Genomic DNA, 25370 nt, shown 5'->3' with positions numbered 1-25370 from the left:
GAGCAGCGGACTCTTAATCCGTTGGTCGAGTGTTCGAATCACTCAGGGCCCACCATTCTTGACGGCCTAGGCTTCTCGCCTAGGCCGTTTTTTATTGCCTCCCCGCCCCCGCTGCCTGCCGTACTACCGCAGCGGCTGGAAGCGCCCATTCAGCTGCACTTGTAGAATGCAGCCATCATTCATCCCCCTGCCACTTCTCTCCCTCCCCGACCATGCGCCCCCTGCTCCCCTCCCTGCTCGCCGCCTTCGCGTTTGCAACCGCTTCCAGCGCCTTTGCCCATGTCACGGTCAGCAATCCCTGGGCGCGCGCGACCGTCGCACAGCAGCAGGCCTCCGGCGTGTTTCTGGAGCTGCGCTCTGCGCATGACGACGCCCAGCTCGTCGGCGTGAAGACGGACGCCGCCAGCAGCGCTGAAGTGCATGAAATGCGCATGCAGGACAACGTCATGAAGATGCGGGCAGTGCCCAGCGTCAACCTGCCCAGCGGCCAGACCGTGACGCTGAAGCCGGGCGGCTACCACATCATGCTGATGGGCCTGAAAAAGCCGCTGGTCGCTGGCGAGAATGTCGAGCTGACGCTGGACGTGGTGCACGCCGACGGCGCCAAGGAGAGCATTGCCGTTACCGCCCCGGTACGCGCGCTGGCCCCGGCAGCCGCAGGCCAGCCCGCGCCAGGCGGCCACCAACACCAGCACTGACCGGCGACCACCGCAGGCCAGCACTGGCCTGTTGTTTATTTGAATACTAAATAAGCCTTGCCAAACATCTCTGTGGCGTTGCCAACGCTGGGCCACAGAGCTGCCCGGAAAGGCAGTTACACTTTTCAGGCATCCCCCGCCTAATCTGGCACCGAGATCAAACTATAGTAGCTATTAATTAATTACCCATTATTAATAGATCTACAACATTGACATATTATTACAAGCTTTGAAAATGGAACAGCGTCCACGCCAGGCAAATGCTTTGCGCGAACTGCGGTTTCGCAACGCTTGAAGGTGAATGTGCCAGGGAGAGTTGTTATGTCCGAGTTGATCCTGCATGCCGCCCATTTGAGTGAAGCCCATCAACTGCGCTTTAGCTATTTGTTCGAGGTCGCAGCCAAGCACTGGCGTGACAAACAGCCTTCTCAGACCGCCAAGCCTGCTACCGAGTTGTGGGTGATCGACGCCCATAGCGCGCCCGACGCCATCCAGAACCGCTCCCACGGTTCGTTCGTGCTGCTGATTGCGACCGACGACCAGGCCCAGGCGGCACGCGCCCAGTGGCCCGACCAGATCGATGCCCAGTTGCCACCCGATTACAGCGTGGGACGCCTGACCCAGGTGCTCGAACACCTCAGCGTGCAAGCCCATGGCAAGCGCCTTCGCGAGACGCTGAAGAACCGCCGCCAGCACAGCATGACGCTGGGGCATGACGTACAGCTCAAGAATGCCGATGCGGCCTTCCTCAAGGCCACCGATCTGAGCCTGCCAACCGTGGTCGCCGAGCCGGTGCCGGAGCCGTCGGCCGATGTGCCGGTGGCGAACGCCACGGCCGTGCCTGCTGCGCCGGGCAAGCTGCCGGCGGCCGGCACCCGGTTTCGCATCAAGCGCTGGACCCAGCTGACCGGCAGCATGGCAGGCCAGGCGCACCGGCAGTTGCTGGCAGCGATGATCTCCGGTGACCGTGACCTGGACGAATTGGCCGATCGCACGCAGCTCGAGCGCGCGGAGATCCTGCGCGTGCTCCAGGTCCTGCGGGGCAAGGGCGTGCTCGTGGAGACAGCGCCACCCCCAGCCACCCCCGCCGTTGCCATGGCCACCCCCGCGCCCCCAGCAGCCCACGCCGCCGAGCCCGGCGCGGCATCGGCCAAGCTGGGCCTTTTCCGACAACTGAGCCGCTGGATCCACCAGAACCGCGCCAGCGACCCGCATTAACACCTGACGGGAGGACCGCATGCACCACCCCATCAAACGCATCGTGCTGCTGGGCCCCATGGGTATCGGCAAGACCACGGCGATCCGCAGCCTCTGCGGCAGCCTGGCGATCGAATGCGACGTCCCCAACCTGGACAAGCAAGCCCATGCGAAAGAGACCACCACGGTGGGCCTCGACTTTGGCGAAATCAAGCTCGACGATGAGGACACCTTGCAGGTCTACGGCTGCCCCGGCCAGGAGCGCTACGACTTTGTGCGCGAATGGGCGCTGTCCCTGGCCTTTGGCGCTATCGTCATGGTCGATATCCATGATCCTCAGGCGATGGAGCAGACCATCAACCTGATACAGCAGTGCCATGCGGCACCCAACATCCAGGCCATCGTGGTGCTGATTGCGCGCCCGGCATCCGCCGCGCAGCAGGAGATGTTCACGGTGCGGCTGTCGGCCCATGCCGAGTGCGTGGTGCCCGTGCTCAGCGCCGATCCGCGCAACCCTTCGCAAATGCTCGATACCCTGGACATCATCGCCGCGATGCTGCCTGACGAAGTGCAGCCCCGTTGAGCAGCTCCCCCAGCGCTCCCCTATACCGCAGCGACTGCAGCACCCCGGCGCTTGAGGTAAGCTCGGCGCCTGTTGCCTGCGCACCGGGCAGGCCCCAGGCTGCAGCGCAGCCCTGTCTTCACCTCTATTTGACGACGCCCCCTGCCTCTGGGCCGGTGGCGCGCTGGCCATGAACCCACCACGCCCCGCAGACGCCTCCACACCGCCCCCGCCCCAATGGATCCTGGCGGTCATGCTGGCCCTGCTGGGCATGCTCGGCCCGTTCTCGATCGACACCTACCTGCCCGCCTTTGATGGGATTGCGGCATCGCTCAACGCCTCGCCGCTGCAGATGCAGCAGACGCTGTCGGCCTATCTGTTTGGCTTCGCGTTCATGAACCTGTTCCACGGTGCGCTGTCGGACAGCTTTGGCCGCCGCCCCGTCGTGCTGTGGGGACTGGCCGCCTTCGCGCTGACATCGGCCGGCTGCGCGCTGGCCCAGACGCCCGCGCAGCTGATTCTGTTCCGTGCGCTGCAGGGCTGCACCACCGGCGCCGGCATTGTGGTCTCGCGTGCGGTGGTGCGTGATCTTTTCCCGCCTGCCCAGGCCCAGCGGGTGATGAGCCAGATCACCATCTATTTCGGCATCGCGCCTGCAGTTGCGCCGATGATCGGCGGCGTCTTCATCGCCTATGCCAGCTGGCAATCCATTTTCTGGCTGCTGACGGCCATCGGCGCACTGCTGTGGGCCTTCAACTGGCGCCTGCTGCCCGAGAGTCTGCCGCCCGAAAAACGCCAGGCCTTTGATGTGCGCAACCTCATGCGCGGCTACTGGCAGCTGTGCAGCAGCCCGCGCTTTTTGCTGCTGGCTGCCGCCAGCGGTGTGCCGTTCAATGGCATGTTCATCTACATCCTGTCGGCCCCCACCTTTCTGGGCACCCACATGCACATGCAGCCGACCCAGTTCTTCTGGTTCTTCATCTGCACCATCGGCGGCATCATGCTGGGCGCCTGGGTCAGCGGCAGGCTGGCGGGCAAGATACCCCCGAAGCGCCAGGTACGCCACGGCTTTCTGATCATGTTCCTGACCTCCTGCATCTACCTGCTGCTGAACCTGGTGCTGCCCCCACACCCGGCCTGGGCCTTGCTGCCACTGGGCATCTATTCCTTCGGCTGGGCGTTGATGACCCCGGTGGTCACCCTGCTGGTGCTGGATCTGCACCCGGAGCGCCGGGGCCTCGCCTCCTCGCTGCAGGCCGTCGTCACATCGGTGGCCAATGGCATCGTCGCGGGTGTGCTCGCGCCCCTGGTCATGCATTCGACCGTGGCACTGGCCATCGCGTCGATGGGCTTGATGCTGACCGGCCTGATCAGCTGGATCTATTTTCACCACCGCTGGCCCGATATAGGCCGCCACAACGCAGTCTGACGTCTGACGGATGCACCACACCAGGCGCCAAGGTCCTGCCATCCACCAGCCGCCTTGCGCGGCAGGCACAAAAAAAGAGCTTCCCTCGGGAAGCTCTTTGTCATTGCGCGATGCGCTGATTAACGGCTGCGCTCGGTGCGCTTGCGGTCACCACCGGCGGGGCTGTAGGGACGGCCACCACGCTCACCACCAAAGCGGCTTTCACCACCTGGGCGGCGCTGGGCGAAGTCACCACCACCGGCATGGCGGGGGCCTGCGCTGCGTGGGCCACGGCTGTCAGCGCCACGGTTGTCGCCGCCAAAGCGGTCGCCACGGCGCTCAGACGCGCGGTCGAAGCTGCGGCCTTCGGGGCGGGGTGCGCGGTCCTGGAAGCGATCAGCGCCGCGATCCTGGAAACGGTCCGGGCCACGGTCCTGGAAGCGGTCGCCGCCACGGTCAGGGCGCTGCTCAAAGCGTGGTGCGCGGTCATCGCGCTGCTCGAAACGCGGACGGCTGTCGCCACCGCGTGGAGCACCACCAAAACCAGCGTTCTCGCCAAAGCCTGGCTTGCGGCCATAGCCTTCGCCGTCACGGCGGGCACCGAAACCACCACGGTCGGCACCAAAGCCGCCACCGCCACGGCGCTCGCCACCACGGCCCGCACCTGGACGGCCACGGTCACCCCCACGGCCTGCGCCACGCGCGCCTTCGCTGCGTGCAGGGAAGCGTTGCTGCGGCTCCATGCCTGGAATCACTTCCGGCTTGAACTGCTGCTTGGTGTAAGCCTCGATATCGAACACACGGCGGCGGTCACGGAACTCGGCGAAGGTGATCGCCAGGCCCGAGCGGCCAGCACGGCCGGTACGGCCAATGCGGTGGGTGTAGTCTTCGGCCTTCATCGGCAGACCGTAGTTGAACACGTGGGTGATCGTGGGCACGTCGATACCACGGGCGGCCACATCGGTGGCCACCAGGATCTGCACCTGGCCATTGCGCAGCGCCATCAGCCGGCGATTGCGCAGGCCTTGGCTCAGCGCGCCGTGCAATGCCACAGCGGAGAAGCCTTCTTGCTGCAGGTCGTTGGCCAGGCCGTCACACTCCACCTGGGTGGATGCAAACACGATGGCCTGGTTGATCGAGGCATCGCGCAGCCAGTGGTCCAGCAGCTTGCGCTTGTGCTGGGAGTTGTCGGCCCAGAACAGCACCTGCTTGATGTTGGCATGCTTTTCCTGGGGCGAATCGATGGTGATCTTCTGCACGCCAGAGCCGTTGTCATGCATCACGCGCATGGCCAACTGCTGGATGCGGGGCGCAAAGGTCGCGCTAAACATCATGGTCTGCTTGCGCTGTGCGGTCAGCTGGTTGACTTCGGCCAGGTCGTCCGAGAAGCCCAGGTCCAGCATGCGGTCGGCTTCGTCAACCACCAGGAACTGCACCTTGTCGAGCTTGATCTGCATCGAGCGCTGCAGGTCCAGCAGACGGCCAGGCGTTGCGACGACCAGGTCGGCGTTTTGCAGCTTGGCGATTTGCAGCTGGTAAGGCATGCCGCCCACGATGTTGGCCACGCGCAGACCACGGCAGTGGCGCACCAGTTCAATCGCGTCGTGGGCCACCTGCTGGGCCAGCTCACGGGTGGGGCACAGCACCAGCGCGCCAGGTTGGGCGGCCTTGAAGTTGCGGGGGCTCAGCGGGTTCTTGCGCTTGGCGCGCTTGGGCGCTTGCTCGCCACGGGCCAGGGCTTCTGCCACCAGGCGTTCGTGTTCAGCGCGCTCAGCGGCTTCGGCCTGGCCTTGCTGCTGGATCAGCGTGTGCAGCACGGGCAGCAGGAAGGCTGCGGTCTTGCCGGAGCCCGTCTGGCTCGACACCATCAGATCGGTGAAATGCTGGTTGTCGTTGCCTTCGTCAATCATCGCCAGAGGAATGGCGCGCCGTTGCACAGCGGTAGGCTGGGTGTAGCCCAGGTCCTTGACGGCCTGCACCAGCTCGGGTGCCAGGCCCAGCTCGACAAAGCCGTTCGGCTCTTCAGGCAGCGCTTCGGCTTCGGTCTCAGCCACCAGCTCGGTGTTGCCTTCTTGCGAAGCGTCGATGGCTTCAGCGGACAGGGGGGTGGTATTGACGATCTCTTGGGTAGCGTCAACAGTGTTTTGCGCAGGCGCGGGTTCGCCCTGCAGATGGAGGTCTTGCGTCATTTTTGAACAATAGCAATAGGCCGGCCGCTGCGCGTTTCGCGACGCAGTTCCGTACCGTTCATGGTTTAAAAACATCAACCATCAAACGGTAACGGCCATACAGATTGCCGCGGGCTTGTTCAAATCGGCCATGCTGCGAATCGCATGGCCTGGACGCCCAGAGAATGAAGGGAGATGTACGTATCAACCGCCAGTTTTGGCGGGGAAGCGCAAATTATCGCACGTTTCGGGTTTTCCCGCATCAAGCGTAGGACATCTGTGCAACAACAGCGCTGCTGGACACCCAAACCCAGACCTTGGGGAAAACGCAACAAACCAAGCCATTGTGATTGACCACCGCACCATGGCCTCTACGATGTTTCGGGATACACCCCTACAAGGAGACCGCATGACCCGCCATCCACGAACTTTCATCGCGCTGACTGGCCTGCTCAGTGCAGCCCTGTTGGCCGCTTGTGGCGGTGGCGGAGACAGTTCAGAAGAAGCCAAGAATTCCAGCGACTGCTTCAATGCCGGTTTTTACCGCAAGGACACGCAAATCTATGTCAGCCAGAGCAGCCGTTTGAATGATGCGCCGGCTTTGACCTCCATTGTCTACCACTGGGTCACCAGCCAGACGGAGGAAAACGGCATCAACAACATTTATATCAATCCCGCACCCAACAGCGGGCGCACCAGCCTGCACTACAGCATCGAAGGGGGAGCGCTGCTGTACCACGGCTACAACGCATTCAATATCGGCTCCACCAGCCGGCAAAGCCTGGCCCCGCCGCGCCAGTCGGTCATCGCGATGGAGCCCGGCCAGACCACCTCACAAACCATCGTGCAAACGGATAGCTTCTCGAACGCAGGCGGAGAAACAAAGACCGTGACCACGCTGGCCGAGACGCGAACCTACGCAGGCCGGGAAACCATCACGACCGCTCTTGGAACCGTGGAGGCATGCCGCTTCGTCATCACCGTGGCAGCCAGCCAGGAAGGCCAACCCGGTGCGAGCCGGGAGACGCGGACCACGACCTGGGTGGCAGCGGCAGGCCCCTACCGTGGGCTCACCCTCCAAGAAATCGCCGTTACCCACCAGGCCGGAAAAACCGATACCCTGGTGACCGAAACCAGCCAGGTCAACCGTTTCGACCTCAGGTAGCTGCTGCGGGCGCCAGCTGCAGAAAATGCTGGCGGTAGTACCGCATCTCGTCAATCGACTCATGCACATCGGCCAGCGCAGTGTGCTTTTGCGCCTTCTTGAAGCCGGTGACCAGCTCGGGGCGCCAGCGGCGTGCCAGCTCCTTGAGCGTGCTCACATCGACATTGCGGTAGTGGAAATAAGCCTCCAGATCGGGCATGTAGCGCGCCAGAAAACGGCGGTCCTGGCCAATGCTGTTGCCGCACATGGGTACCTTGGCCTTGGGCACATAGCGCTTCATGAAGCGCAGCACCTCGGCCTGCGCAGCGGCCTCGTCAATCGCCGAGGCCTTGACCCGCTCGGTCAGCCCGCTGCGGCCATGGGTGCCCCGGTTCCAGGCATCCATCTTGGCCAGTTCCTCGTCACTTTGGTGGATCGCAATCACCGGGCCTTCAACACGCACGCTCAGGTCGGCATTGGTGACCACCAGCGCGATCTCGATCACACGGTGCTCCTGCGGGTTCAAACCGGTCATTTCGCAGTCCAGCCAGACCAGGTTCAGATCGGACTTGGCCAGCTCAGGCACGGGGTCGGCCTGTGTATCCAGGGTGTTCTTGTTTTGCATGGGGGCGATTGTCGCCTATGCCCTACACTGTCCGGTATTCCCCCACCAACACCCCCACTTGTGACTCCATCGCTGCTGCTCACCCTGATATTCGCGATCGCACTGGCTGCCAGTGTGCTGACCAAACTCTGGCTGGCCAGCCGCCAGATGCGCCATGTCGCAGCGCACCGCGACGCCGTCCCCGCCCTCTTTGCAGACCGCATCAGCCTGGCGGCGCACCACAAGGCGGCCGATTACACCATCGCCAAAACGCGCTTTGGGCTGCTGGGCCTGGCGATAGGCACCGCCACATTGCTGGGTTGGACCTTGCTGGGTGGCCTGGATCTGCTCAACGCCAGTCTCCTGGATGCACTGGGCGGCGGCATGTGGCAGCAGCTGGCCCTGGTCGCCGCGTTTGCGCTGATCAGCGGCCTCATCGATCTGCCAGCCAGCTACTACCAGACCTTTGTGCTGGAGCAGCGCTTTGGCTTCAACAAGATGACGCCCGGCCTGTGGCTGGCCGATCTGCTCAAGGGCACGGCCATGGGCGCATTGGTGGGCCTGCCCATCCTGGCCGTCATTCTGTGGCTGATGGGGTCGACCGGCCAGTGGTGGTGGCTCTGGGCCTGGGCCTTCTGGGTGGGCTTCAACCTGCTGCTGATGGTCATCTACCCGGCTTTCATCGCACCGCTGTTCAACAAGTTCCAGCCGCTCGAAGACGAGAGCCTCAAGGCCCGGGTGCAGGCCTTGATGCAGCGCTGCGGCTTTGCGGCTAAGGGCCTGTTTGTGATGGATGGCAGCCGCCGCAGCGCCCATGCCAATGCCTACTTCACCGGCTTTGGCGCCAGCAAGCGCGTCGTGTTCTTCGACACCTTGCTGCAAAAGCTCAATGGCGGCGAGGTCGAAGCCGTGCTGGCCCATGAGCTGGGACACTTCAAGCACAAGCACATCATCAAGCGCATGCTGGGCCTGTTCGGCCTGACCTTGCTGGGCTTTGCGCTGCTGGGCTGGCTGTCGCAGCAGGGCTGGTTCTATACCGGCCTGGGCGTCACGCCCAACCTGAACATCCCGGGCCTGCCCGGCTCCAGCCCCAACGATGCGCTGGCCTTGCTGCTGTTCATGCTGGTGATTCCGGTATTCAGCAGCTTTGTCTCACCGCTGATGGCGCAGTCCTCGCGCAAGCATGAATTCGAGGCCGATGCCTATGCTGTCCAGCAGACGCGCGCGGCCGATCTGCAGTCCGCCCTGCTCAAGCTCTACGAGGACAATGCCTCCACGTTGACGCCCGATCCGGTCTATGTGCGCTATTACTATTCGCACCCGCCTGCCGTAGAGCGTATCCGCCACATGCAACAATTGGCCCATGACTGAAACCCATCTGCCCAAACAAGACTGGTCCACCCAGAGCCGCCGCGCGCTGTCCGCCTCCGAGGTGGTGACACAGCTGAGCCAACTGACCGGTTGGGTGCTGAGCGGTGATGGCGCCGATGTGGCCATCGAGAAGACCTTCCGCTTTGCCAATTACTACGAGACCATGGCCTTTGTGAACGGCGTGGCCTTGGTGGCCCATACGCAGGACCACCACCCGGACCTGTCGGTGCACTACAACCGCTGCGTGGTGCGCTTCAACACCCATGATGTGCATGGGCTGTCGGTCACCGACTTTGAATGCGCGCGCCGCATCGAAGCCCTGCTGCAGCTGGCCTGAGAGACATGGCAAAACCTGCAAGACGCGCCAGCGCCCCCAGCCACAGTGGTACCCAGACCGGCCTGGTCGTTGCCAGCTATGGCCGCCACTGCGTGGTGGAGACGCCTGACGGCGTGCGCCGCATCTGCCACCCCCGGGGCAAGAAGAGCCAGGCCGTCGTCGGCGACCAGGTGCGCTGGCTGGCCCCGCCGCCGGGCCAGGGCGATGAGGGTACGATCGAGAAAGTGCTGGAGCGGCGCAATGTGTTCTACCGCCAGGACGACATCCGCACCAAGACCTTTGCGGCCAACCTGGACCAGCTGCTGATCCTGATCGCGGCCGAGCCGGTTTTCAGCGAGGTGCAGCTGGCACGTGCGCTGATCGCGGCCGAAGCGGCGCATATCACGCCGATCATTGCGCTCAACAAGATGGACCTGGGCGAGCCCTTCTTGCGCGCCTGGGAACGGCTGGAGCCCTACCGCACCATGCGCGACCAGGCCGAGGACCCGCCGCACTACACGGTGCTGCCGTTCGCACTGGAAGGCGCCGATGAGGAAGACCGCGACGCCATCTATGGCCTGCTCGAAGGCAAGACCACCTTGGTGCTCGGCCCCTCGGGCGTCGGCAAGAGCACCTTGATCAACCTGCTGATACCGGATGCGAATGTCGCGACCAACGAGATCTCGCAGGCGCTGAACACCGGCAAGCACACGACCACCAGCACCACCTTGTACTGGGTGGACGAGGCGCGCAAGACGGCGCTGATCGACTCGCCCGGCTTCCAGGAGTTTGGCCTGTACCACATCGCGCCCACGCAGCTGGCGGCCTGCATGCCCGACATCGGCGCCCATGCCAAGGAATGCAAGTTCTACAACTGCACCCATCTGCATGAGCCCGGCTGCGGCGTGATCAACGCGGTACAAAACGGCCATGCCGAACTGCCGATCAGCGAAAACCGCTACCGCATCTACAGCGAGCTGTTTGACGAGCTCAACCTGAGCGCCTACTGAAGCTGTTTATCCAGACTTCAGCCCCGGCACCACTGCTTGGGCAGGGTCTCGGCATGGGCCAGGTCGACATGGGCTTTCAGAAAATCAAGCACCGCCCGCGTGCGCGACGGCAGGCGTTCGGGCTTGCCCAGGTAGACCGCATGGATGGGCTCCAGCACCCCGGTGTTGAAGGCCTCCAGCACCACCTGCAGCCGGCCTGCAGCAATATCGTGCCAGGCATGGAACAGCGACAGCCGCGCCAGGCCCACGCCTTCGACCGCCAGGTTGCGCATCACATCGCCATCGTTGACGCGCAGCAACTCGCCAATCGGCACCTCCACATCCTGCCCCGCCACCCGGAACGGCCAGTGCGGCACCGTGCGCTGGTAGTTCCAGCCAATGCGCACATGGCCGCCCAGCGCATTAGGGTGCGTGGGCACGCCATGCGCATCCAGATAGGCCGGTGCCGCCACCATCACCTGGCGGGTATGGCCCAGCAGCCGCGCCACCATGTCCGAGGCCGGCAGCTTGCCCCAGCGGATCGCGATATCGGCCCGCGCCTCCATCAGGTCGACCACCTCGTCGGTAAAGCTCAGGTCCAGCACCAGGCCGGGGTACTGCTGCATCAGCCGGGCCATCAGCGGCACCAGGATGGCCTGCCCGGTCGATGAACTGGAGTTGATGCGCACAACCCCCTTGGGCGTGCTGCGCAGCGATGCAGCCGCTTCGGCCTCCTGCAGGTCAGCGAGCACGCGCTGGCCGCGCTCGTAGAGCTGGCGGCCTTCCGGCGTCAGCTGCACGCGGCGGGTGCTGCGCAGCAGCAGCTGCGCGCCCAGCCGCGCCTCCATGCGGGCAACGATCTTGCTGGTGGCCGACGGCGACACGCCCAGGTGGCGGGCCGCAGCCGAGAAGCTGCCGTGCTCGGCCACTTGCACAAACACCTCCAGCTCACCGGAGCGGTTGGTTTCGAAAGTCGGGCTGGCGGCAGAGGCAGGGTTGCGCATGGTCAAAAGCGTCATGGTGGTCGATGGTGACCGCAAATTCTGCACCCATTTATTCCATTTGGGAACAAATACCTTTCCGCTGTTCCGACTACACAAGAATGCGGCTGCGCTTCACAATCCATCTCCTCAACGAGGCCACCGGCCATCGCATCACACAAGGAAACCTCTCATGCCTGTCTCATTGCTGGCGCTCGCCGCCGGTGCCTTTGGCATTGGCACCACTGAATTCATCATCATGGGCCTGCTCACCCAGGTCAGCCAGGACCTGGGCATCAGCATCCCGACGGCCGGCACACTGATCTCCGGCTATGCGTTTGGCGTGGCCATTGGCGCACCCGTGCTCACCCTGGCCACCCGCAGCTGGCCGCGCAAATGGCTGCTGCTGGGCCTGATGCTGATCTTCATCGCCGGCAACATCGCCGCAGCGATGGCCCCCAGCTACGGCTGGCTGATGGGCGCGCGCATGCTGACCTCGCTCACCCACGGCACCTTCTTTGGCGTCGGTGCCGTCGTCGCCACCGGCCTCGTGGCCAAGGACAAGCAGGCCTCGGCCATTGCGCTGATGTTCTCGGGCCTGACCCTAGCTACCTTGCTGGGCGTGCCGGCCGGCACCTGGATCGGCCAGCATTTTGGCTGGCGCATGGCCTTTGCGGCCGTAGCGGGTGTCGGTGCCGTAGCCCTGGGCATTCTGGCCGCCTTTGTGCCCAGCAAGCTCCAGCAAGCCGCGCCTGCTGCACTGCGCGATGAGCTGTCCATTCTGGCGAGCACGCCGTTGTGGCTGGGCCTGGGCATGACGGTCTTCGGCTTTGGGGGCGTGTTTGCGCTCTACACCTATGTGGAGCCGCTGCTGTCGCAGATCACCCAGATGGGCAACACCGGTGTGGCCGTGAGCCTGCTGCTGTTTGGCGCCGGCTCGGCCGTAGGCAATATTGCCGGCGGCAAGCTGGCCGACCGGGGCGTGGTGCGCGCGCTGTGGATCACCCTGGGCGCCCTGGTGGCCGTGCTGCTCGCAGGCCGCTGGGCCTTTGGCATCTCGGCAGGCGTGGCCATGGCCTATGTGACAGTGCTGGGCGTTGTCGCGTTCGCCACCGTTGCCCCCATGCAGATGCGAGTGATGCAAGGTGTGGGCAGCCAGGGCGCCACCTTGGCCTCCAGCCTGAACATTGCCGCCTTCAACCTGGGCAATGCGCTGGGTGCCTGGGTAGGCGGCAGCCTGATTGCCGGCGCAGGCCTGCTGTCGATCATCTGGGGTGCTGCAGCGCTGTCGGCCGTCGGCCTGGTGCTGGTGGCGATGGGCCAGCGCCGCAGCCCAAGCGCTGCGCTGCAGACTGCCTAGTTGCCGTTAACACGGCCCAGCAAACCGCAGGTTTGCGGTTGAGACTAGACGCCAAGCCGCAGGCAGTACAGTAGTACGACAAGGCTTGGCGCGGCCGGCCAGGCAACGACGTATCAAGGGTTGTGTTAGCGGCTCAGCCTAACAGGCGCGCCAGGGTGAGCAGCGCGAGCAGCAACATCCAGACCACGACGGAGCGCCACACCAGACCCACCACACTGCGCAGGTGGGCCACTTCCGGGTCACGGCCCGGGGTGGTGGCGCCATCGCCCTGGATCTGCAGCGGCGCAGCGGCATCGATATCGACACTGCGGGCACGCAAGGCCACGCCTCCCAGGCGAACGTCGATGGCGCCGGCGGTGGCGGCCAGAATCACGCCGTCGTTGTCATTGGGGAAATGCTGGGTCTGAAAGCGCCAGCCGTCGATGGCCTCTTCGAAATTACCCACCACGGCAAAGCTCAGCGCGGTCAGCCGGGAGGGCAACCAGTCCACCACCGTCCAGGCCTTGGCGGCGACCGTCTCGAAAGCGCCTTGCACCAGGGCGGCCGGCTCGGGCGACTTGCGCGCAAAGCGCGACGCATATTCAGCCATGCGGAAAAACACCGCGCCGGCAGGCCCCAGGCCCAGCGCCGAGCCGATGGAGTAGCAGGCCAGCACGCCAAACACATGGCGGTGCGCGGCCAGTACCGAGTATTCGATGACATGGCGCACGATCTCGCGCCGCGGCAGATCATCGGCGTTGACCTGCTGCCAATCGGCCAGGTACTGGCGGGCCTGCTCTTCGTCGCCGGATTCCAGCGCATGGCGGATACGGGTGAAATGGTGGCTGAACTGGCGAAAGCCCAGGGTCACATACAGCACCAGCACATGCCAGGCCATCGCCAGCGGCCAGCCCACCAGTGCGACCAGCAGCCAATGCATGCCCATGGCCAGGGCCGTGGGCAACAGCACCGCGACGCTCCAGGCCAGCCAGCCGTGGCGCTGCTCGCCAGCATCGAGGTTGCGGCTGAGCCATTGCACCCATGCGCGCACGCCGGCATAGACCGGATTGTCACGAGACAGGGACTTGGCCTGCTCCAGCAGCAGGGCCATCAGCGTGGCGAAAAAACTCATGGACAGTGATCATACCGGCTGTGATGTATCACACAAGCCGTTACAAACTACAACGCGGGCGGAAACGCCAAAAACCGGTACAAATTGCGCAGCATGCTGGCCGTAGCCCCCCAGATGAAGCGCTGGTGGCCCGACGCAGGGTCGTCATAGGGCATCGACAGCCAGCGGCGGCTGAACTCCGGCGTGTCCAATTGCTGCCAGCGGTGGTGCGCAGGGTTCATCAAGAAGGACAGTGGCACCTCAAACACCTCATCCACCTCGCCCGGGTTGGCCTGCAGGTGAAACGGTGGCTGCACCAGCCCGACGATGGGCGTCACCTCAAAGCCCGAGCCGGTGGCGTACTCGGGCAGGCGGCCAATGATTTCGACGCGCTCACGCGCCAGCCCCACCTCTTCCCAGGCCTCGCGCAGCGCGGTGTCGTTGATATCGCGGTCCTCCGGGTCCTGGCGGCCGCCCGGAAACGCAATCTGCCCCGAATGGTTGCTCAGGCTGGCGCTGCGCTGGGTCAGCAGCACATGCATCTCCTGGCGCTGCACCAGCGCCACCAGTACGGCGGCCTTGGCGGGTGGGCGGTCCGTCCAGCTGCGCTCGCGGAAGATCTCCGGCTCCCCACCATGGGGATGGGCGGCAAAGGCCTGGCGCAGGGAATCTGCCAGCAACATGCGCGGAGCGACCGCCGGCAGGGCCGAATCGATCTGCACCACCGGCGCGCGCCGCGGGTCCAGCACGGACGAAACCCGGGTAGCGGCGGCGGGGGATGACGAAGGCGAGGGAGAGGATAGGTGGGACATAGACGGGGGCAGCAAGCAGCGGCCCATGTAAAAAAGCCGCCACAGCTTGCACTGTAGCGGCTTTCAGCACTGGGCTCTGTCGCAGCGTTATTACGCAGCTGCCACAGGTGCTGCCTTGCGTGCTGGCAGCTTTTCCTTGATACGAGCCGACTTGCCGCTGCGCTCACGCAGGTAGTACAGCTTGGCACGGCGCACATCGCCGCGGCGCTTGACTTCGATACCGGCGATCATGGGGCTGTAGGTTTGGAACGTACGTTCCACGCCTTCGCCGCTGGAGATCTTGCGCACGGTGAAGCCGCTGTTCAGACCGCGATTGCGCTTGGCAATCACCACGCCTTCGTAAGCCTGCACGCGCTTGCGCGTACCTTCAACAACGTTCACGCTCACGATCACGGTGTCGCCAGGGGCAAATTCAGGAATGGTCTTGTTCAGGCGAGCAATTTCTTCTTGCTCGAGAATCTGGATCAGGTTCATGGTTTCATCCAACGATCATACGCGCGCCATGAATTTGGCAGCCGCGCCCAGCACGGTGTACGGGGCAGTTGCGGCGTGTTGCTTCTCTCACCATTGAAAAAAGCGGCCGTGTAGAGGATCGTAAAACCCGCAATTATAGCGGTTTTGCCAAATTCACCAAATCGGCACTGGCCAGCAGCTGCTCATCCTTGCGGCTGAGCTGGTTGCGGCTGCGCGCCTGGTCCAGCAGTTCAGGGCGGTGCATGGCCGTGTTGCGCAGGCTTTGCTCACGGCGCCAGCGCTCGATATTGGCATGGTGGCCCGACAGCAGCGCCGCAGGCACCGGCTCACCTTCCCAGACCTCCGGACGGGTGTAGTGGGGACAATCCAACAGGCCATCGAGCGCCGGGTTGAAGCTGTCGAACTGGTGGCTGCCCTCGTCATGCAGCACGCCCGGCTGCAGGCGGGCCACCGCATCGAGCAGGGCCATCGCAGCGATCTCGCCACCGGAGAGCACAAAATCGCCCAGGCTCAACTGCCTATCGACATGGCGATCGATAAAGCGCTGGTCCACACCTTCATAGCGGCCGCACAGCAAAATGGCGCCCTGCGAATCGGACCAGCGCTGCACCTGGGCATGGTCCATGCGCTCGCCAATCGGCGAGAACAGCACCAGCGGCGCAGGCTTGGCCTCGGCACGCGCGGCGCGGATGGCGGCCAGGCAATCGGCCAGCGGCTGGGCCATCATCACCATGCCGGGGCCGCCACCAAAGGGGCGGTCATCGACGCGGCGGTAGTTGCCCGGGGCGTAGTCGCGCGGGTTCCAGCACTGCACTGCCACCTGGCCGCTGCTGTAGGCACGGCGCGTCACGCCCACCTCGACAAAGGGGCTGAACAGCTCGGGGAACAAGGTGATGATGTCAAAGCGCATAGAAATTCTCCCCGCTGGCGGCCAGTGTGCCCGGCACGATCAGTAGTCCGGCTGCCAGTCGACCGTGATGCGCTTGTTGGGCAGCGAGACCTCGTCGACAAAGGCGTCGACAAACGGGATCAGGCGCTCCTGCGTCTTGCCGTCTTCTTCGTAGTTCAGCACCAGCACGGTCTGCGGGCCGGAGGCCATCAGGTCGCTGACGGTGCCCAGTGCAACACCTTCGCGGTTGACCACGGCCAGACCGAGCAGGTCCACCCAGTAGTACTCGCCGTCTTCGGTCTTGGGGAAATCGGCGCGCGAGATGAACACCCGCGCACCCTTGAGTTTTTCCGCCTGGTCACGGTCGTCCACGCCCTGGGCCCAGCCCACCATGCCATCGCCATGGAACCGCGCCTGGCGCATCTCCAGCTGGGCCACGCCCTGGAAGTGGCGCGCGCCCTTCTCTGGGGGCTGGATGAACCACAGCTTGGACTTGAGCAGCGCCTGCGGGTCGGGGCTGAGGGCAATCACCTTGAACCATCCCTTGACGCCCCAGGCATCGGCGATGCGCGCCACTTCAATGGCGTCATCGGGCAAGGTGGCAGGGCTTAACAACAACTCGGTAGCGGGCATGGCATTTCAACAGGGCAATAAAAAACGGGCCGCAGTGCTCATCGCAGCAGCGGCCCGCATGCACGAATGGTACCGGAGCACCACCCGTGACGAGAGAGGCAAATTAAGCAGCCTTGGCAGCAGCTTGCTTGACCAGACGGTCCACGGTGGTGGAAGCCTGAGCACCAACGCTCTTCCAGTAAGCCACGCGGTCCAGAGCAACGCGCAGACCTTCAACGCCTTCCTTGGCCAGTGGGTTGTAGAAACCCACGCGCTCGATGAACGAGCCGTCACGGCGCACGCGCTTGTCAGCAACGACGATGTTGTAGAACGGACGGGCCTTGGAGCCGCCGCGGGAGAGTCGAATTACGACCATAATAATCCTTCGGGTGGTTAGTTTTCTTACCACGTTTGAGACACGCAACTAGCCACCCGGCCAGCGACACGCAGTAAAGCCGCAAATTATACAAACTTCTTTCAATCATGCCAAGTGTTCGTGCCAGTACCCCCCAGGACCTTCCAGCCATCACCCGCATTTATGCCCACCATGTGCTGCATGGCACAGGCAGCTTCGAGACCGAAGCCCCCAGCGAAGAGGAAATGACCCGGCGCCGAGACGAGGTATTGTCGCGCCAGCTCCCCTACCTGGTGGCCGAGGATGCCGACGGCCAGATCCTCGGCTATGCCTATGCGAACTGGTTCAAGGCCCGGCCAGCCTACCGTTTCTCGGCCGAAGACTCGATCTATGTGGCGGATGGCCAACATGGCCGGGGCCTGGGGCGCCTGCTGATGAATGCCTTGATCGCGCACTGCGAGGCTGCCGGTGTGCGCAAGCTCATCGCCGTGATCGGTGACTCCAACAACCTCGGCTCGGTCGGCGTGCACCGCGCAGCCGGTTTTACCCAGGTGGGCGTGATGCGCTCGGTGGGCTGGAAATTTGGCCGCTGGTTGGATATCGTGATGATGGAAAAAACCCTGGGCGACGGAGACCACAGCGCCCCCACCACCTAACCCACCCTACCCGCCTTATGAGCCACCCCCTCACCCACGCGATGCCGCGCAGCAAGAGCAAGACCTTGACCACCTGGCTGGCCTTTCTGGGGGGGCCGCTGGGTCTGCACCGCTTCTACCTGTATGGCCTGGGTGACATGATCGGCTGGATGCTGCCCATTCCCACGGCGCTGGGCCTGTATGGCATGGAGCGCATTGCCAGCCATGGCATTGACGACCAGGTCAGCTGGCTGCTGGTGCCGCTGCTGGGCTTCACCATTGCGGCCTGCGCGCTGGTGGCCATCGTCTATGGGCTGATGGCGCCCGAGAAGTGGAACGCGCGCCACAACCCCGGGCTGCCCGAAGACGCACTGCCCGGCCGCACCCGCTGGCTGACGATCTTCGGCATTGTGGCGTCGCTGCTGATCGGCACCACGATTCTGATGGCCAGCCTGGCCTACAGCTTTGAGCATTACTTCCAGTACCAGATCGAGGAAGCGCGCAAGATTTCGCAGTAAGGGAATGGGCGGCGCCAGGCCCTCAGCGCGTGTGCAGATGCGCCTGCAAGAAGCCAAACACCTGTTCCTCATAGGCCCGCGGCGCGAACTGGTGCAAGTCCACATGGGCTGCGCCCGGCACCAGCCATAGCGGCTGCGGCGATCGCCTTGCCTGGTTTGCAGCCTCTGCCATCTGCCGGGTTTCAGCAGGCGGGGTGTAGCGGTCTTCCGTGCCGCCCAGCACCATCACTGGCAGGGTCCAGCTCGCCAGGTGGTCAATGGGCCGCAGCTTATTCGGCTCCAGACCCAGGCGCAGCGGCATCTGCCACAGCAACAAAGGCGTGGCGATCCGCGCCAATGGCGCCAAGGGGCCCAGCACAGCGCGCACCCGGTTGTCCACTGCCGCCCGCAGGGTGGGAAACACGCCTTCCAGCACCACGGCATCGGGTGATTGCGGCAGCTCGGCCATCAATAGACTCGCACCACCCAAGGACACGCCGATCACCGCTACTTTTTCGGCCGGCAGTTGCTCCTGCAGCCAGGTCAGTGCCTGGGCAACCCCCAGACCCTCGCGGGGGCCGAACGACAGCATGTCGCCGTCGCTCTCGCCATGCGCGGGCAAATCCATCAGCAATACGCCATGGCCCAGGCGCTGCAGGGCCAGCGCCCGTGGCAGCATCGCACGACGGTCGGATCGTATGCCGTGCAGCAGCAGCACGGCGCCCCGGCCGGGCTCACCGGGGGCATACCAGCCCCGTACCGCACCGCCTGCAGATGCGATCTCCACCGCTACGGCACCTAGCTCCGGGGGCGCTGCACCGATGTGCTGGCGGTGTGGCTGAGCCAGCCACCCTGCCAGCAACCAGGCCACCGCAAAGCCCCCAAAGCATAGCAAGGCCATGGCGGCAGCCACCCAGCCCAGGGGATGCAGCGGGAAAAATAACGGAGTCAAAGGCAAATCGCGCATGGCCATGGTGATGTCCAAAGTAAAACGGCTGGCAGATCATATCCGCCAGCCGAGTTTTGGCTATCAACCATCCGCCTTCAATAGATTTGCAAACTTACCCAGTAAGCAAACGCTGCTACAAAGGCGCTGGCCGGAATGGTCAGCACCCAGGCCCAGACGATGTTGCCCGCCACACCCCAGCGCACCGCGCTCATGCGCTGGGTGGAGCCGACACCGACGATGGCTCCGGTGATGGTGTGCGTGGTCGAGACCGGAATGCCCAGTGCCGTGGCAATGAACAAGGTCATCGCGCCACCGGTTTCAGCACAGAAGCCGCCCACGGGCTTGAGCTTGGTGATCTTCTGGCCCATGGTCTTGACGATGCGCCAGCCGCCGAACATCGTGCCCAGGCCAATCGCCGCATAGCACGAGACGATGGCCCACAACGGTGGGTCGGCATCGTTGGGCGAGGCGTAGCCCGTGGACAGCAGCAGCAGCCAGATGATGCCGATGGTCTTTTGCGCATCATTGCCGCCGTGCCCCAGGCTGTAGGCACCGGCAGAGACGAGTTGCAAGCGGCGGAACCACTTGTCGACCCGGCCCGGCGTGGTGCGGCGGAACAGCCAGGCCACGATCACCATCATCACCGAGCCCAGCAGGAAGCCCAGCACCGGCGACACGAAGATGAAGGCCACGGTCTTCCAGATACCGCTGGCCACCAGCGCACCGGAGCCCGCCTTTGCAATCACCGCGCCCACGATGCCGCCGATCAGCGCATGCGAGGAGCTGGACGGAATGCCGTAGTACCAGGTGATCAGGTTCCAGGCGATCGCGCCCACCAGCGCGCCAAAGATCACATGGGTATCGACAATGCCCGGGTGAACAATGCCCTTGCCGATGGTGGCCGCCACGCTCAGGTGGAAGACAAAGATCGCCACAAAGTTGAAAAATGCCGCAAACACCACCGCCTGGGTGGGTTTGAGCACGCCGGTAGAGACAACGGTCGCAATCGAGTTGGCCGCGTCATGAAACCCGTTCATGAAGTCGAACAAGATGGCCAGCGCCACCAGCACGACAATCACCCACAGGGCTGTTTGCATCGGTTCCATGGAAGTTCAGTCTCCTGCTTGCTGCAACGGATCAGGAGTTTTCCAGGATGATGCCTTCGATGTGGTTGGCCACATCCTCGCACTTGTCGGTGATGGTCTCGAGCAGCTCATAGATGGCCTTGAGCTTGATCACCTCGCGCACATCGGGCTCTTCGCGGAACAGCTTACTCATCGCCGAGCGCATCACGCGGTCGGCGTCGCTCTCGAGGCGGTCAATCTCTTCGCAGGTCTTGATGGCCGCTTCAGTGGTGGCCGGATCGGCAATGCGGTCGAGCATCTTGACGGCATCACGCACGCGCTCGCAGCACTTGACGCTCAGGTCCGTCAGGCGGGTGATTTCTTCGGTCATATGGCGCACATCGTAGAGCGCCATCGTCTCGGCCGAGTCCTGGATCAGGTCGGCCACATCGTCCATCGTATTGATCAGCGAGTGGATCTGCTCGCGGTCGATGGGGGTGATGAAGGTCTTGTGCAAGGTGCGGTTGACCTCATGGGTGACGCGGTCGGCAGCGCGCTCGGCGTTGTCCACGTCCTGGTTGTATTTTTCGCGCAGGTGGGGGTCGTTGTAATTGGCGACCAGTTGGGAAAACGCGTGGGCCGCTTCTACGATGCGGGCAGCGTGCTGGTTGAACAGTTCGAAGAAATTGCCTTCGCGCGGCAAGAGTTTGCCAAAGAGCATGGGTGCACCTATTCGGTTTCAATGCAAAAAAGGAAAAGAACCTGCGCACTCCCGGCCGGACACTGGCTTGCCAGCCCGGCCCCCAGGCCCCGTCACGACCCTGCAACCCCTTGAATTGTCAGCGGTGTCAGCGGTTGGCCGTGCGCAAAATCTGTCATTCACGGCGCATTGCTGCACTGCAAAATTCACCAATTTTAAATGCAATTGTCATTTCTTTGTCGCACTTGAGGCCGCCGTGCCTCAAACAGCGCTGGCTGCGCCCTGCCCTTTGCACCTTCTCCAGAGCGAACCAGGCGCGCTGGCGCTGCCCTCCAAAGCGCGCCTCCCCGCCCTTGCCGCCCTGTGCTTGCGCAAGGCCTGGGGCTGCCGGCTGGATGCGTATCCCCAATAAAAAAAGCACTGGCATGCAGTGCTGTGGGGAGCGCGGATCGGCCCGGCGGCTATTCGCCCAGGTAGGCGGCGCGCACCTTGGGGTCGGCCAGCAGCTGCTGGCCCGGGCCGGTCATCGTGATGATGCCCGACTCCATCACATAGCCCCGGTCGGCAATGGCCAGCGCACGGCTGGCATTCTGCTCGACCAGCACGATGGTCACGCCCATCGCATAAACATCGCGCACCACCTCGAAGATCTTGTCCACCATGATCGGCGACAGCCCCATCGACGGCTCATCGAGCAGCAGCAGCTTGGGCTGCGCCATCAGCGCGCGCGCCATCGCCAACATCTGCTGCTCACCGCCGGACATGGTGCCGGCCAGCTGGTCCTTGCGCTCGCGCAGACGCGGGAAGATGTTGAACATCTTCTCGATGTCGGCCTGAATGCCGGCCTTGTCCTTGCGCAGATAGGCGCCCAGCATCAGGTTGTCGGTGATGGTCTGGCGCGTGAAGACGCCACGCCCTTCGGGCACCATCACCAGGCCCTTGGCGACCAGGTCCCAGGCGCCCCGGCCCTTGAGGTTCTCGCCCAGAAACTCGATCTGCCCGTCATTGATCGCCTGTGTGGCCGTCACCGCCTTCATCGTCGTGGTCTTGCCCGCGCCGTTGGAGCCGATCAGGGACACCAGCTCGCCCTCATGCACCTCGAAATCGACGCCCTTGACGGCCTGAATGCCTCCATAGGCCACTTTCAGCCCACGCACCTTCAGCAGTACGGGGTTGGATGTCTTGTCAACCATGCTCAGTGTCCTCCGGTGCCCAGATAGGCCTCAATCACTTTTTCGTCTTTCTGCACCTCGGCCGGCGAGCCCTCGGCCAGCCGCTTGCCGTAGTCGAGCACCGTCACCCGGTCGCACAGGCCCATCACCAGCTTCACATCGTGCTCGATCAGCAAGATCGTGCGGTTGTCGTTGCGGATGCGGTCGATCAGCTCGCGCAGCTGCACCTTTTCGGTCGCATTCATGCCGGCAGCGGGCTCGTCGAGCGCAATCAGCTGCGGGTCGGTGGCCAGCGCGCGGGCAATCTCCAGGCGGCGCTGGTCGCCATACGACAGCGTTCGCGCCTTGTAATCGGCATAGCGCTCGATGCCCACATAGGCCAGCAGCTCGCGGGCGCGCTCTGCAATCGCCCGCTCCTCGGCCTTGAAACCCGGTGTGCGAAAGATCGCCCCCAGCAGACCCGAATGGCTGCGCACATGGCGGCCTACCATCACGTTCTCCAGTGCCGTCATGTCGGAAAACAGCCGGATGTTCTGGAACGTGCGCGCAATGCCGGCCTTGGCCACCAGGTGCACGGCCTTGGGCTCGTAGGGCTTGCCCGCCAGCTCGAAGCTGCCGCTGTCCGGTGTGTACAGCCCGGTGATCACATTGAAGAATGTCGTCTTGCCCGCGCCATTGGGGCCGATGAGTCCATAGACCTGGCCGCGCTCGATGGTCAGACCCACATCCGAGAGGGCCTGCAAACCGCCAAAGCGTTTGGAAATACCTGCCACCTTCAGTGCAGGAGCTTGTGTGTTCGTCATGCTCGTCTCTCCTGCTCAGTCTTTCTGGATCGCGCTCTTGCCATGCTCGGGTGCGGGCCACAGGCCGCGTGGGCGCAGCAGCATCACCACGATCATCGCCACGGCAATCAGCAGCTGGCGCAGGATGGACGCATCCAGGCGGCCGTCGGTCATCTGCTGCAGCGGGCCGGCCACATAGCGCAGTACCTCGGGCAGCGCCGACAGCAGCACGGCACCCAGAATGACACCGGGGATGTGGCCCAGGCCACCCAGCACCACCATGGCGACGATCATGATCGACTCCATCAGGCTGAACGATTCGGGCGAGACAAAGCCCTGAAAGCCCGCAAACATCGCGCCGGACACACCACCAAACGTCGCGCCCATGCCAAAGGCCATCAGCTTCAGATTGCGGGTGTTGATGCCCATCGCCTTGGCGGCAATCTCGTCCTCACGGATGGCCATCCAGGCGCGGCCAATGCGCGAATCCTGCAGGCGGTAGCAGATCACCACGCTGGCCACGACCAGCAGCAGGAACAGGTAGTAGTACAAGGTGACCGAGGAGACCGTGTAGCTGCCGATCTCCAGCGGCTTGGCAAAGTCAAAGCCGAGGATCTTGATCGAATCGATCTGGCCCAGACCCTTGGGTCCGTTGGTGATGTTGACGGGCTGGTCCAGGTTCAGCATGAAGATGCGGATGATCTCGCCAAAACCCAGGGTCACAATGGCCAGGTAATCCCCGCGCAGCTTGAGTACCGGGAAGCCCAGAATCATCCCCGCGACCGCCGCCAGCAACGCGGCCAGCGGTATCACCAGCCAGATGGACGTGTGCAGGCCATTGGGGAACATGGCCTTGAAGCCTTCAAAGGTCTCGGCCAGGTGCGGCGAGGCCATCAGGCCCAGCATGTAGGCACCCACGGCGTAGAAGGCCACATAGCCCAGGTCCAGCAGGCCGGCAAAGCCCACGACGATGTTCAGGCCCAGCGCCAGCATCACGTAGAGCAGCGCCAGGTCGGCAATGCGCACCCAGGCGTTTCCGAAGGACTGCAGGATCAGCGGCAGTACCAGCAGCGCAATCGCGCCGACAATCCATTGTGCTTTGTTGTTCTTCATGCGGTGTTCCCCTTAAGCCCGATCGGCCACCCGCTCACCCAGCAGGCCCGAGGGGCGCAGAGTCAGCACGATGATCAGCACGATGAACGAGAAAATGTCGACATACTGGCTGCCCAGCACACCGCCGGTGAGCTGGCCGATGTAGCCCGCGCCGATGGCTTCCACCAGGCCCAGGATCATCGCGCCCACCACGGCGCCCGCCAGGTTGCCGATGCCGCCAAACACCGCAGCGATAAAGGCCTTGAGGCCGGGCAGGAAACCCATCGTGTGCTGCGCCGTGCCGTAGTTCGACGCCCAGAGCACGCCGGCAATGGCCGCCAGCACCGCACCGATGACAAAGGTGGCCGAGATCACCATGTCGGGCTTGATGCCCATCAGCGCCGCCACGCGGGGGTTTTCCGCCGTTGCCCGCATCGCGCGGCCCAGGCGGGTGTAGTTCACCAGGTACATCAGCACCGCCAGCACCACGGCCGTCACGCCCAGCACCAGGATCTGCGTCGGCGTGATCACCGCGCCGGCCAGGTCAAACGGCTCCATTGGCAGCAGGGTCGGGTACGGCTTGTAGTTGGGCTTCCAGATGATCATGGCCAGGGTCTGCAGCAAGATCGACATGCCGATCGCGGTGATCAGCGGCGCCAGGCGCGGGCTGTTGCGCAGCGGCCGGTAGGCCAGCTTCTCGATCGTGAAATTGAGCACCGCCGCCACCACACAGGCAATCAGCGTTGCGATCAGCAAGATGACCCAGCCCGGCGTTCCCGGCATGGCCTCCTGCATCACGCCGATGATGCTCCAGCTGGTCAGCACCCCGATCATCAGCACTTCGCCGTGCGCGAAGTTAATCAATTGAATAATGCCGTACACCATGGTGTAGCCCAAGGCTATCAAAGCGTACATGCTGCCCAATACCAGACCATTGATGATCTGCTGCAGCAAAATATCCATACAACCAACCCTTCAGCTTGGAACCACTACAGCGAAAACTGCATGAAACAGGGGTGTCCCGAGATGCAGCCGCCTCTAACCGCGATAACAGTTTTATGCGGATCGAAACAATTTTATAGACGCCCCTTCGGTTTTTTGGCGACTATCGCTCTAGCGCTTTCCCTAGGGACCTATGCGCAAATCGCATGAATACGGGGGAGGACATCGTCGACACCTAGGGAATTTACTAGGTATCGATTCAACGAATGGCCATGCGTTTTTAATAATTAATGCAGCAAGCTCAATAATCAAAACTCGCCCGTCTCAGCGCGGGGACACTGGTGCAAACACCTATACCGGATTCGGTTGCATAAACAACCAAATAACCGCCGCTTCGGGCAGGCATAAAAAAACGCGGCCTGGGCCGCGTTTTTAGCAAGGGTGGGTCAGCGCTTACAGCTTGCTGGCCATCTCGGGCACGGCGTCGAACAGGTCAGCCACCAGGCCG

28 protein-coding genes are annotated in these 25370 nt (G+C 63.6%); 11 read left to right on the top strand and 17 right to left on the bottom strand.

Translation table 11 applies throughout. The features are described 5' to 3' along the window. Positions 1-212: 212 nt before the first annotated feature. From ACCQ08_RS24905 to ACCQ08_RS24890, 4 genes are all read left to right on the top strand, one after another. Positions 213-698 (top strand): copper chaperone PCu(A)C, encoded by a 486-nt coding sequence (locus ACCQ08_RS24905; RefSeq protein WP_312417256.1) that lies wholly within the window; start codon positions 213-215, stop codon positions 696-698. Positions 699-1019: 321 nt separating this feature from the next. Continuing rightward, entirely contained in the window at positions 1020-1916 is an 897-nt protein-coding gene (locus ACCQ08_RS24900) for a hypothetical protein (RefSeq protein WP_373451267.1), read from the top strand. Between the two features lie 19 nt (positions 1917-1935). After that, complete coding sequence (locus ACCQ08_RS24895; RefSeq protein WP_239810932.1) at positions 1936-2478, top strand: ATP/GTP-binding protein; 543 nt, start codon at positions 1936-1938, stop codon at positions 2476-2478. 169 nt (positions 2479-2647) lie between these two features. Next, a complete protein-coding gene (locus ACCQ08_RS24890; RefSeq protein WP_373451266.1) occupies positions 2648-3886 on the top strand; it encodes a multidrug effflux MFS transporter in 1239 nt (412 codons plus the stop codon). 119 nt (positions 3887-4005) lie between these two features. On the opposite strand, the gene ACCQ08_RS24885 is transcribed toward ACCQ08_RS24890, so the two are convergent. Continuing rightward, positions 4006-6054, bottom strand: a complete 2049-nt coding sequence (locus ACCQ08_RS24885) for a DEAD/DEAH box helicase (protein WP_373451265.1) — start codon at positions 6052-6054, stop codon at positions 4006-4008. 388 nt (positions 6055-6442) lie between these two features. On the opposite strand from ACCQ08_RS24885, the gene ACCQ08_RS24880 reads away from it, so the two are divergent. Continuing rightward, the gene (locus ACCQ08_RS24880) at positions 6443-7198 is read left to right on the top strand and encodes a hypothetical protein (protein ID WP_373451264.1); all 756 of its coding nucleotides are present in this window, start codon (positions 6443-6445) and stop codon (positions 7196-7198) included. Here the strand turns inward: ACCQ08_RS24880 and orn are convergent. Next, the gene (gene orn / locus ACCQ08_RS24875) at positions 7191-7802 is read right to left on the bottom strand and encodes an oligoribonuclease (protein WP_312462791.1); all 612 of its coding nucleotides are present in this window, start codon (positions 7800-7802) and stop codon (positions 7191-7193) included. The two genes, ACCQ08_RS24880 and orn, sit on opposite strands and share 8 nt — an antisense overlap. A gap of 36 nt (positions 7803-7838) precedes the next feature. Between orn and ACCQ08_RS24870 the strand changes: the two genes are divergently transcribed. The 3 genes from ACCQ08_RS24870 to rsgA are packed head-to-tail and all read left to right on the top strand — an operon-like array spanning position 7839 to position 10478. Continuing rightward, positions 7839-9152, top strand: coding sequence for a M48 family metallopeptidase (locus ACCQ08_RS24870; RefSeq protein ID WP_373451268.1), 1314 nt, complete (start codon positions 7839-7841; stop codon positions 9150-9152). Further along, positions 9145-9489: a 4a-hydroxytetrahydrobiopterin dehydratase gene (locus tag ACCQ08_RS24865; RefSeq protein WP_239810927.1), complete on the top strand. Its 345-nt coding sequence runs from the start codon at positions 9145-9147 to the stop codon at positions 9487-9489. Before ACCQ08_RS24870 ends, ACCQ08_RS24865 begins: the two co-directional genes overlap by 8 nt. Positions 9490-9494: 5 nt before the next feature. Continuing rightward, the gene (rsgA, locus tag ACCQ08_RS24860) at positions 9495-10478 is read left to right on the top strand and encodes a ribosome small subunit-dependent GTPase A (protein WP_312417247.1); all 984 of its coding nucleotides are present in this window, start codon (positions 9495-9497) and stop codon (positions 10476-10478) included. A gap of 17 nt (positions 10479-10495) precedes the next feature. Here rsgA and ACCQ08_RS24855 read toward each other — a convergent pair whose 3' ends face one another. Continuing rightward, positions 10496-11476 (bottom strand): LysR family transcriptional regulator, encoded by a 981-nt coding sequence (locus ACCQ08_RS24855; RefSeq protein WP_312833622.1) that lies wholly within the window; start codon positions 11474-11476, stop codon positions 10496-10498. A gap of 154 nt (positions 11477-11630) precedes the next feature. On the opposite strand from ACCQ08_RS24855, the gene ACCQ08_RS24850 reads away from it, so the two are divergent. Next, entirely contained in the window at positions 11631-12797 is a 1167-nt protein-coding gene (locus ACCQ08_RS24850; RefSeq protein WP_373451263.1) for an MFS transporter, read from the top strand. Between the two features lie 133 nt (positions 12798-12930). Here ACCQ08_RS24850 and ACCQ08_RS24845 read toward each other — a convergent pair whose 3' ends face one another. The 6 genes from ACCQ08_RS24845 to rpsP form a co-directional block, all read right to left on the bottom strand. After that, positions 12931-13908, bottom strand: coding sequence for a CobD/CbiB family protein (locus ACCQ08_RS24845; RefSeq protein ID WP_239810923.1), 978 nt, complete (start codon positions 13906-13908; stop codon positions 12931-12933). A gap of 47 nt (positions 13909-13955) precedes the next feature. Beyond that, positions 13956-14699 (bottom strand): CoA pyrophosphatase, encoded by a 744-nt coding sequence (locus ACCQ08_RS24840; RefSeq protein ID WP_239810922.1) that lies wholly within the window; start codon positions 14697-14699, stop codon positions 13956-13958. 90 nt (positions 14700-14789) lie between these two features. After that, a complete protein-coding gene (rplS, locus tag ACCQ08_RS24835) occupies positions 14790-15173 on the bottom strand; it encodes a 50S ribosomal protein L19 (RefSeq protein WP_027011119.1) in 384 nt (127 codons plus the stop codon). A 133-nt stretch (positions 15174-15306) separates the two neighbouring features. Then, positions 15307-16083, bottom strand: coding sequence for a tRNA (guanosine(37)-N1)-methyltransferase TrmD (trmD, locus tag ACCQ08_RS24830; RefSeq protein ID WP_373451262.1), 777 nt, complete (start codon positions 16081-16083; stop codon positions 15307-15309). A gap of 39 nt (positions 16084-16122) precedes the next feature. Then, entirely contained in the window at positions 16123-16695 is a 573-nt protein-coding gene (rimM, locus tag ACCQ08_RS24825; protein ID WP_133854975.1) for a ribosome maturation factor RimM, read from the bottom strand. 103 nt (positions 16696-16798) lie between these two features. Further along, positions 16799-17050, bottom strand: coding sequence for a 30S ribosomal protein S16 (gene rpsP, locus ACCQ08_RS24820; protein WP_116927508.1), 252 nt, complete (start codon positions 17048-17050; stop codon positions 16799-16801). A gap of 107 nt (positions 17051-17157) precedes the next feature. On the opposite strand from rpsP, the gene ACCQ08_RS24815 reads away from it, so the two are divergent. Next, complete coding sequence (locus ACCQ08_RS24815; RefSeq protein ID WP_312462787.1) at positions 17158-17685, top strand: N-acetyltransferase family protein; 528 nt, start codon at positions 17158-17160, stop codon at positions 17683-17685. Between the two features lie 17 nt (positions 17686-17702). Then, a complete protein-coding gene (locus ACCQ08_RS24810) occupies positions 17703-18182 on the top strand; it encodes a hypothetical protein (protein ID WP_373451261.1) in 480 nt (159 codons plus the stop codon). A 22-nt stretch (positions 18183-18204) separates the two neighbouring features. Here the strand turns inward: ACCQ08_RS24810 and ACCQ08_RS24805 are convergent, their stop codons facing one another. The 8 genes from ACCQ08_RS24805 to ACCQ08_RS24770 all read right to left on the bottom strand — a co-directional run bounded on the left by ACCQ08_RS24805 (position 18205) and on the right by ACCQ08_RS24770 (position 24883). Continuing rightward, positions 18205-19062: an alpha/beta hydrolase gene (locus tag ACCQ08_RS24805; protein WP_373451260.1), complete on the bottom strand. Its 858-nt coding sequence runs from the start codon at positions 19060-19062 to the stop codon at positions 18205-18207. Between the two features lie 143 nt (positions 19063-19205). Then, entirely contained in the window at positions 19206-20216 is a 1011-nt protein-coding gene (locus tag ACCQ08_RS24800) for an inorganic phosphate transporter (RefSeq protein WP_239810915.1), read from the bottom strand. A gap of 31 nt (positions 20217-20247) precedes the next feature. Next, positions 20248-20895 carry a DUF47 domain-containing protein gene (locus ACCQ08_RS24795; protein WP_373451259.1) on the bottom strand — a complete coding sequence of 216 codons (648 nt, stop codon included), beginning with the start codon at positions 20893-20895 and terminating at the stop codon, positions 20248-20250. A gap of 154 nt (positions 20896-21049) precedes the next feature. Beyond that, positions 21050-21301, bottom strand: a complete 252-nt coding sequence (locus ACCQ08_RS24790; RefSeq protein ID WP_373451258.1) for a hypothetical protein — start codon at positions 21299-21301, stop codon at positions 21050-21052. Between the two features lie 34 nt (positions 21302-21335). Then, positions 21336-22067, bottom strand: coding sequence for an ABC transporter ATP-binding protein (locus ACCQ08_RS24785; protein WP_021027916.1), 732 nt, complete (start codon positions 22065-22067; stop codon positions 21336-21338). Positions 22068-22069: 2 nt separating this feature from the next. Further along, positions 22070-22849: an ABC transporter ATP-binding protein gene (locus ACCQ08_RS24780; RefSeq protein ID WP_239810913.1), complete on the bottom strand. Its 780-nt coding sequence runs from the start codon at positions 22847-22849 to the stop codon at positions 22070-22072. Positions 22850-22864: 15 nt separating this feature from the next. Then, positions 22865-23941, bottom strand: coding sequence for an ABC transporter ATP-binding protein (locus ACCQ08_RS24775; protein WP_239810912.1), 1077 nt, complete (start codon positions 23939-23941; stop codon positions 22865-22867). Positions 23942-23953: 12 nt separating this feature from the next. Further along, on the bottom strand, positions 23954-24883 hold the full coding sequence (locus ACCQ08_RS24770; RefSeq protein WP_021027913.1) for a branched-chain amino acid ABC transporter permease: 930 nt from the start codon (positions 24881-24883) through the stop codon (positions 23954-23956). Between the last annotated feature and the right edge of the window lie 487 nt (positions 24884-25370).

It is taken from the genome of Comamonas sp. SY3 (assembly GCF_041730275.1).
Taxonomy (GTDB): Bacteria; Pseudomonadota; Gammaproteobacteria; order Burkholderiales; family Burkholderiaceae_C; genus Comamonas; species Comamonas sediminis.
The sequence above is the reverse complement of the archived record's forward strand: the minus strand, read 5'-3'. Positions and strand labels throughout refer to the sequence as shown.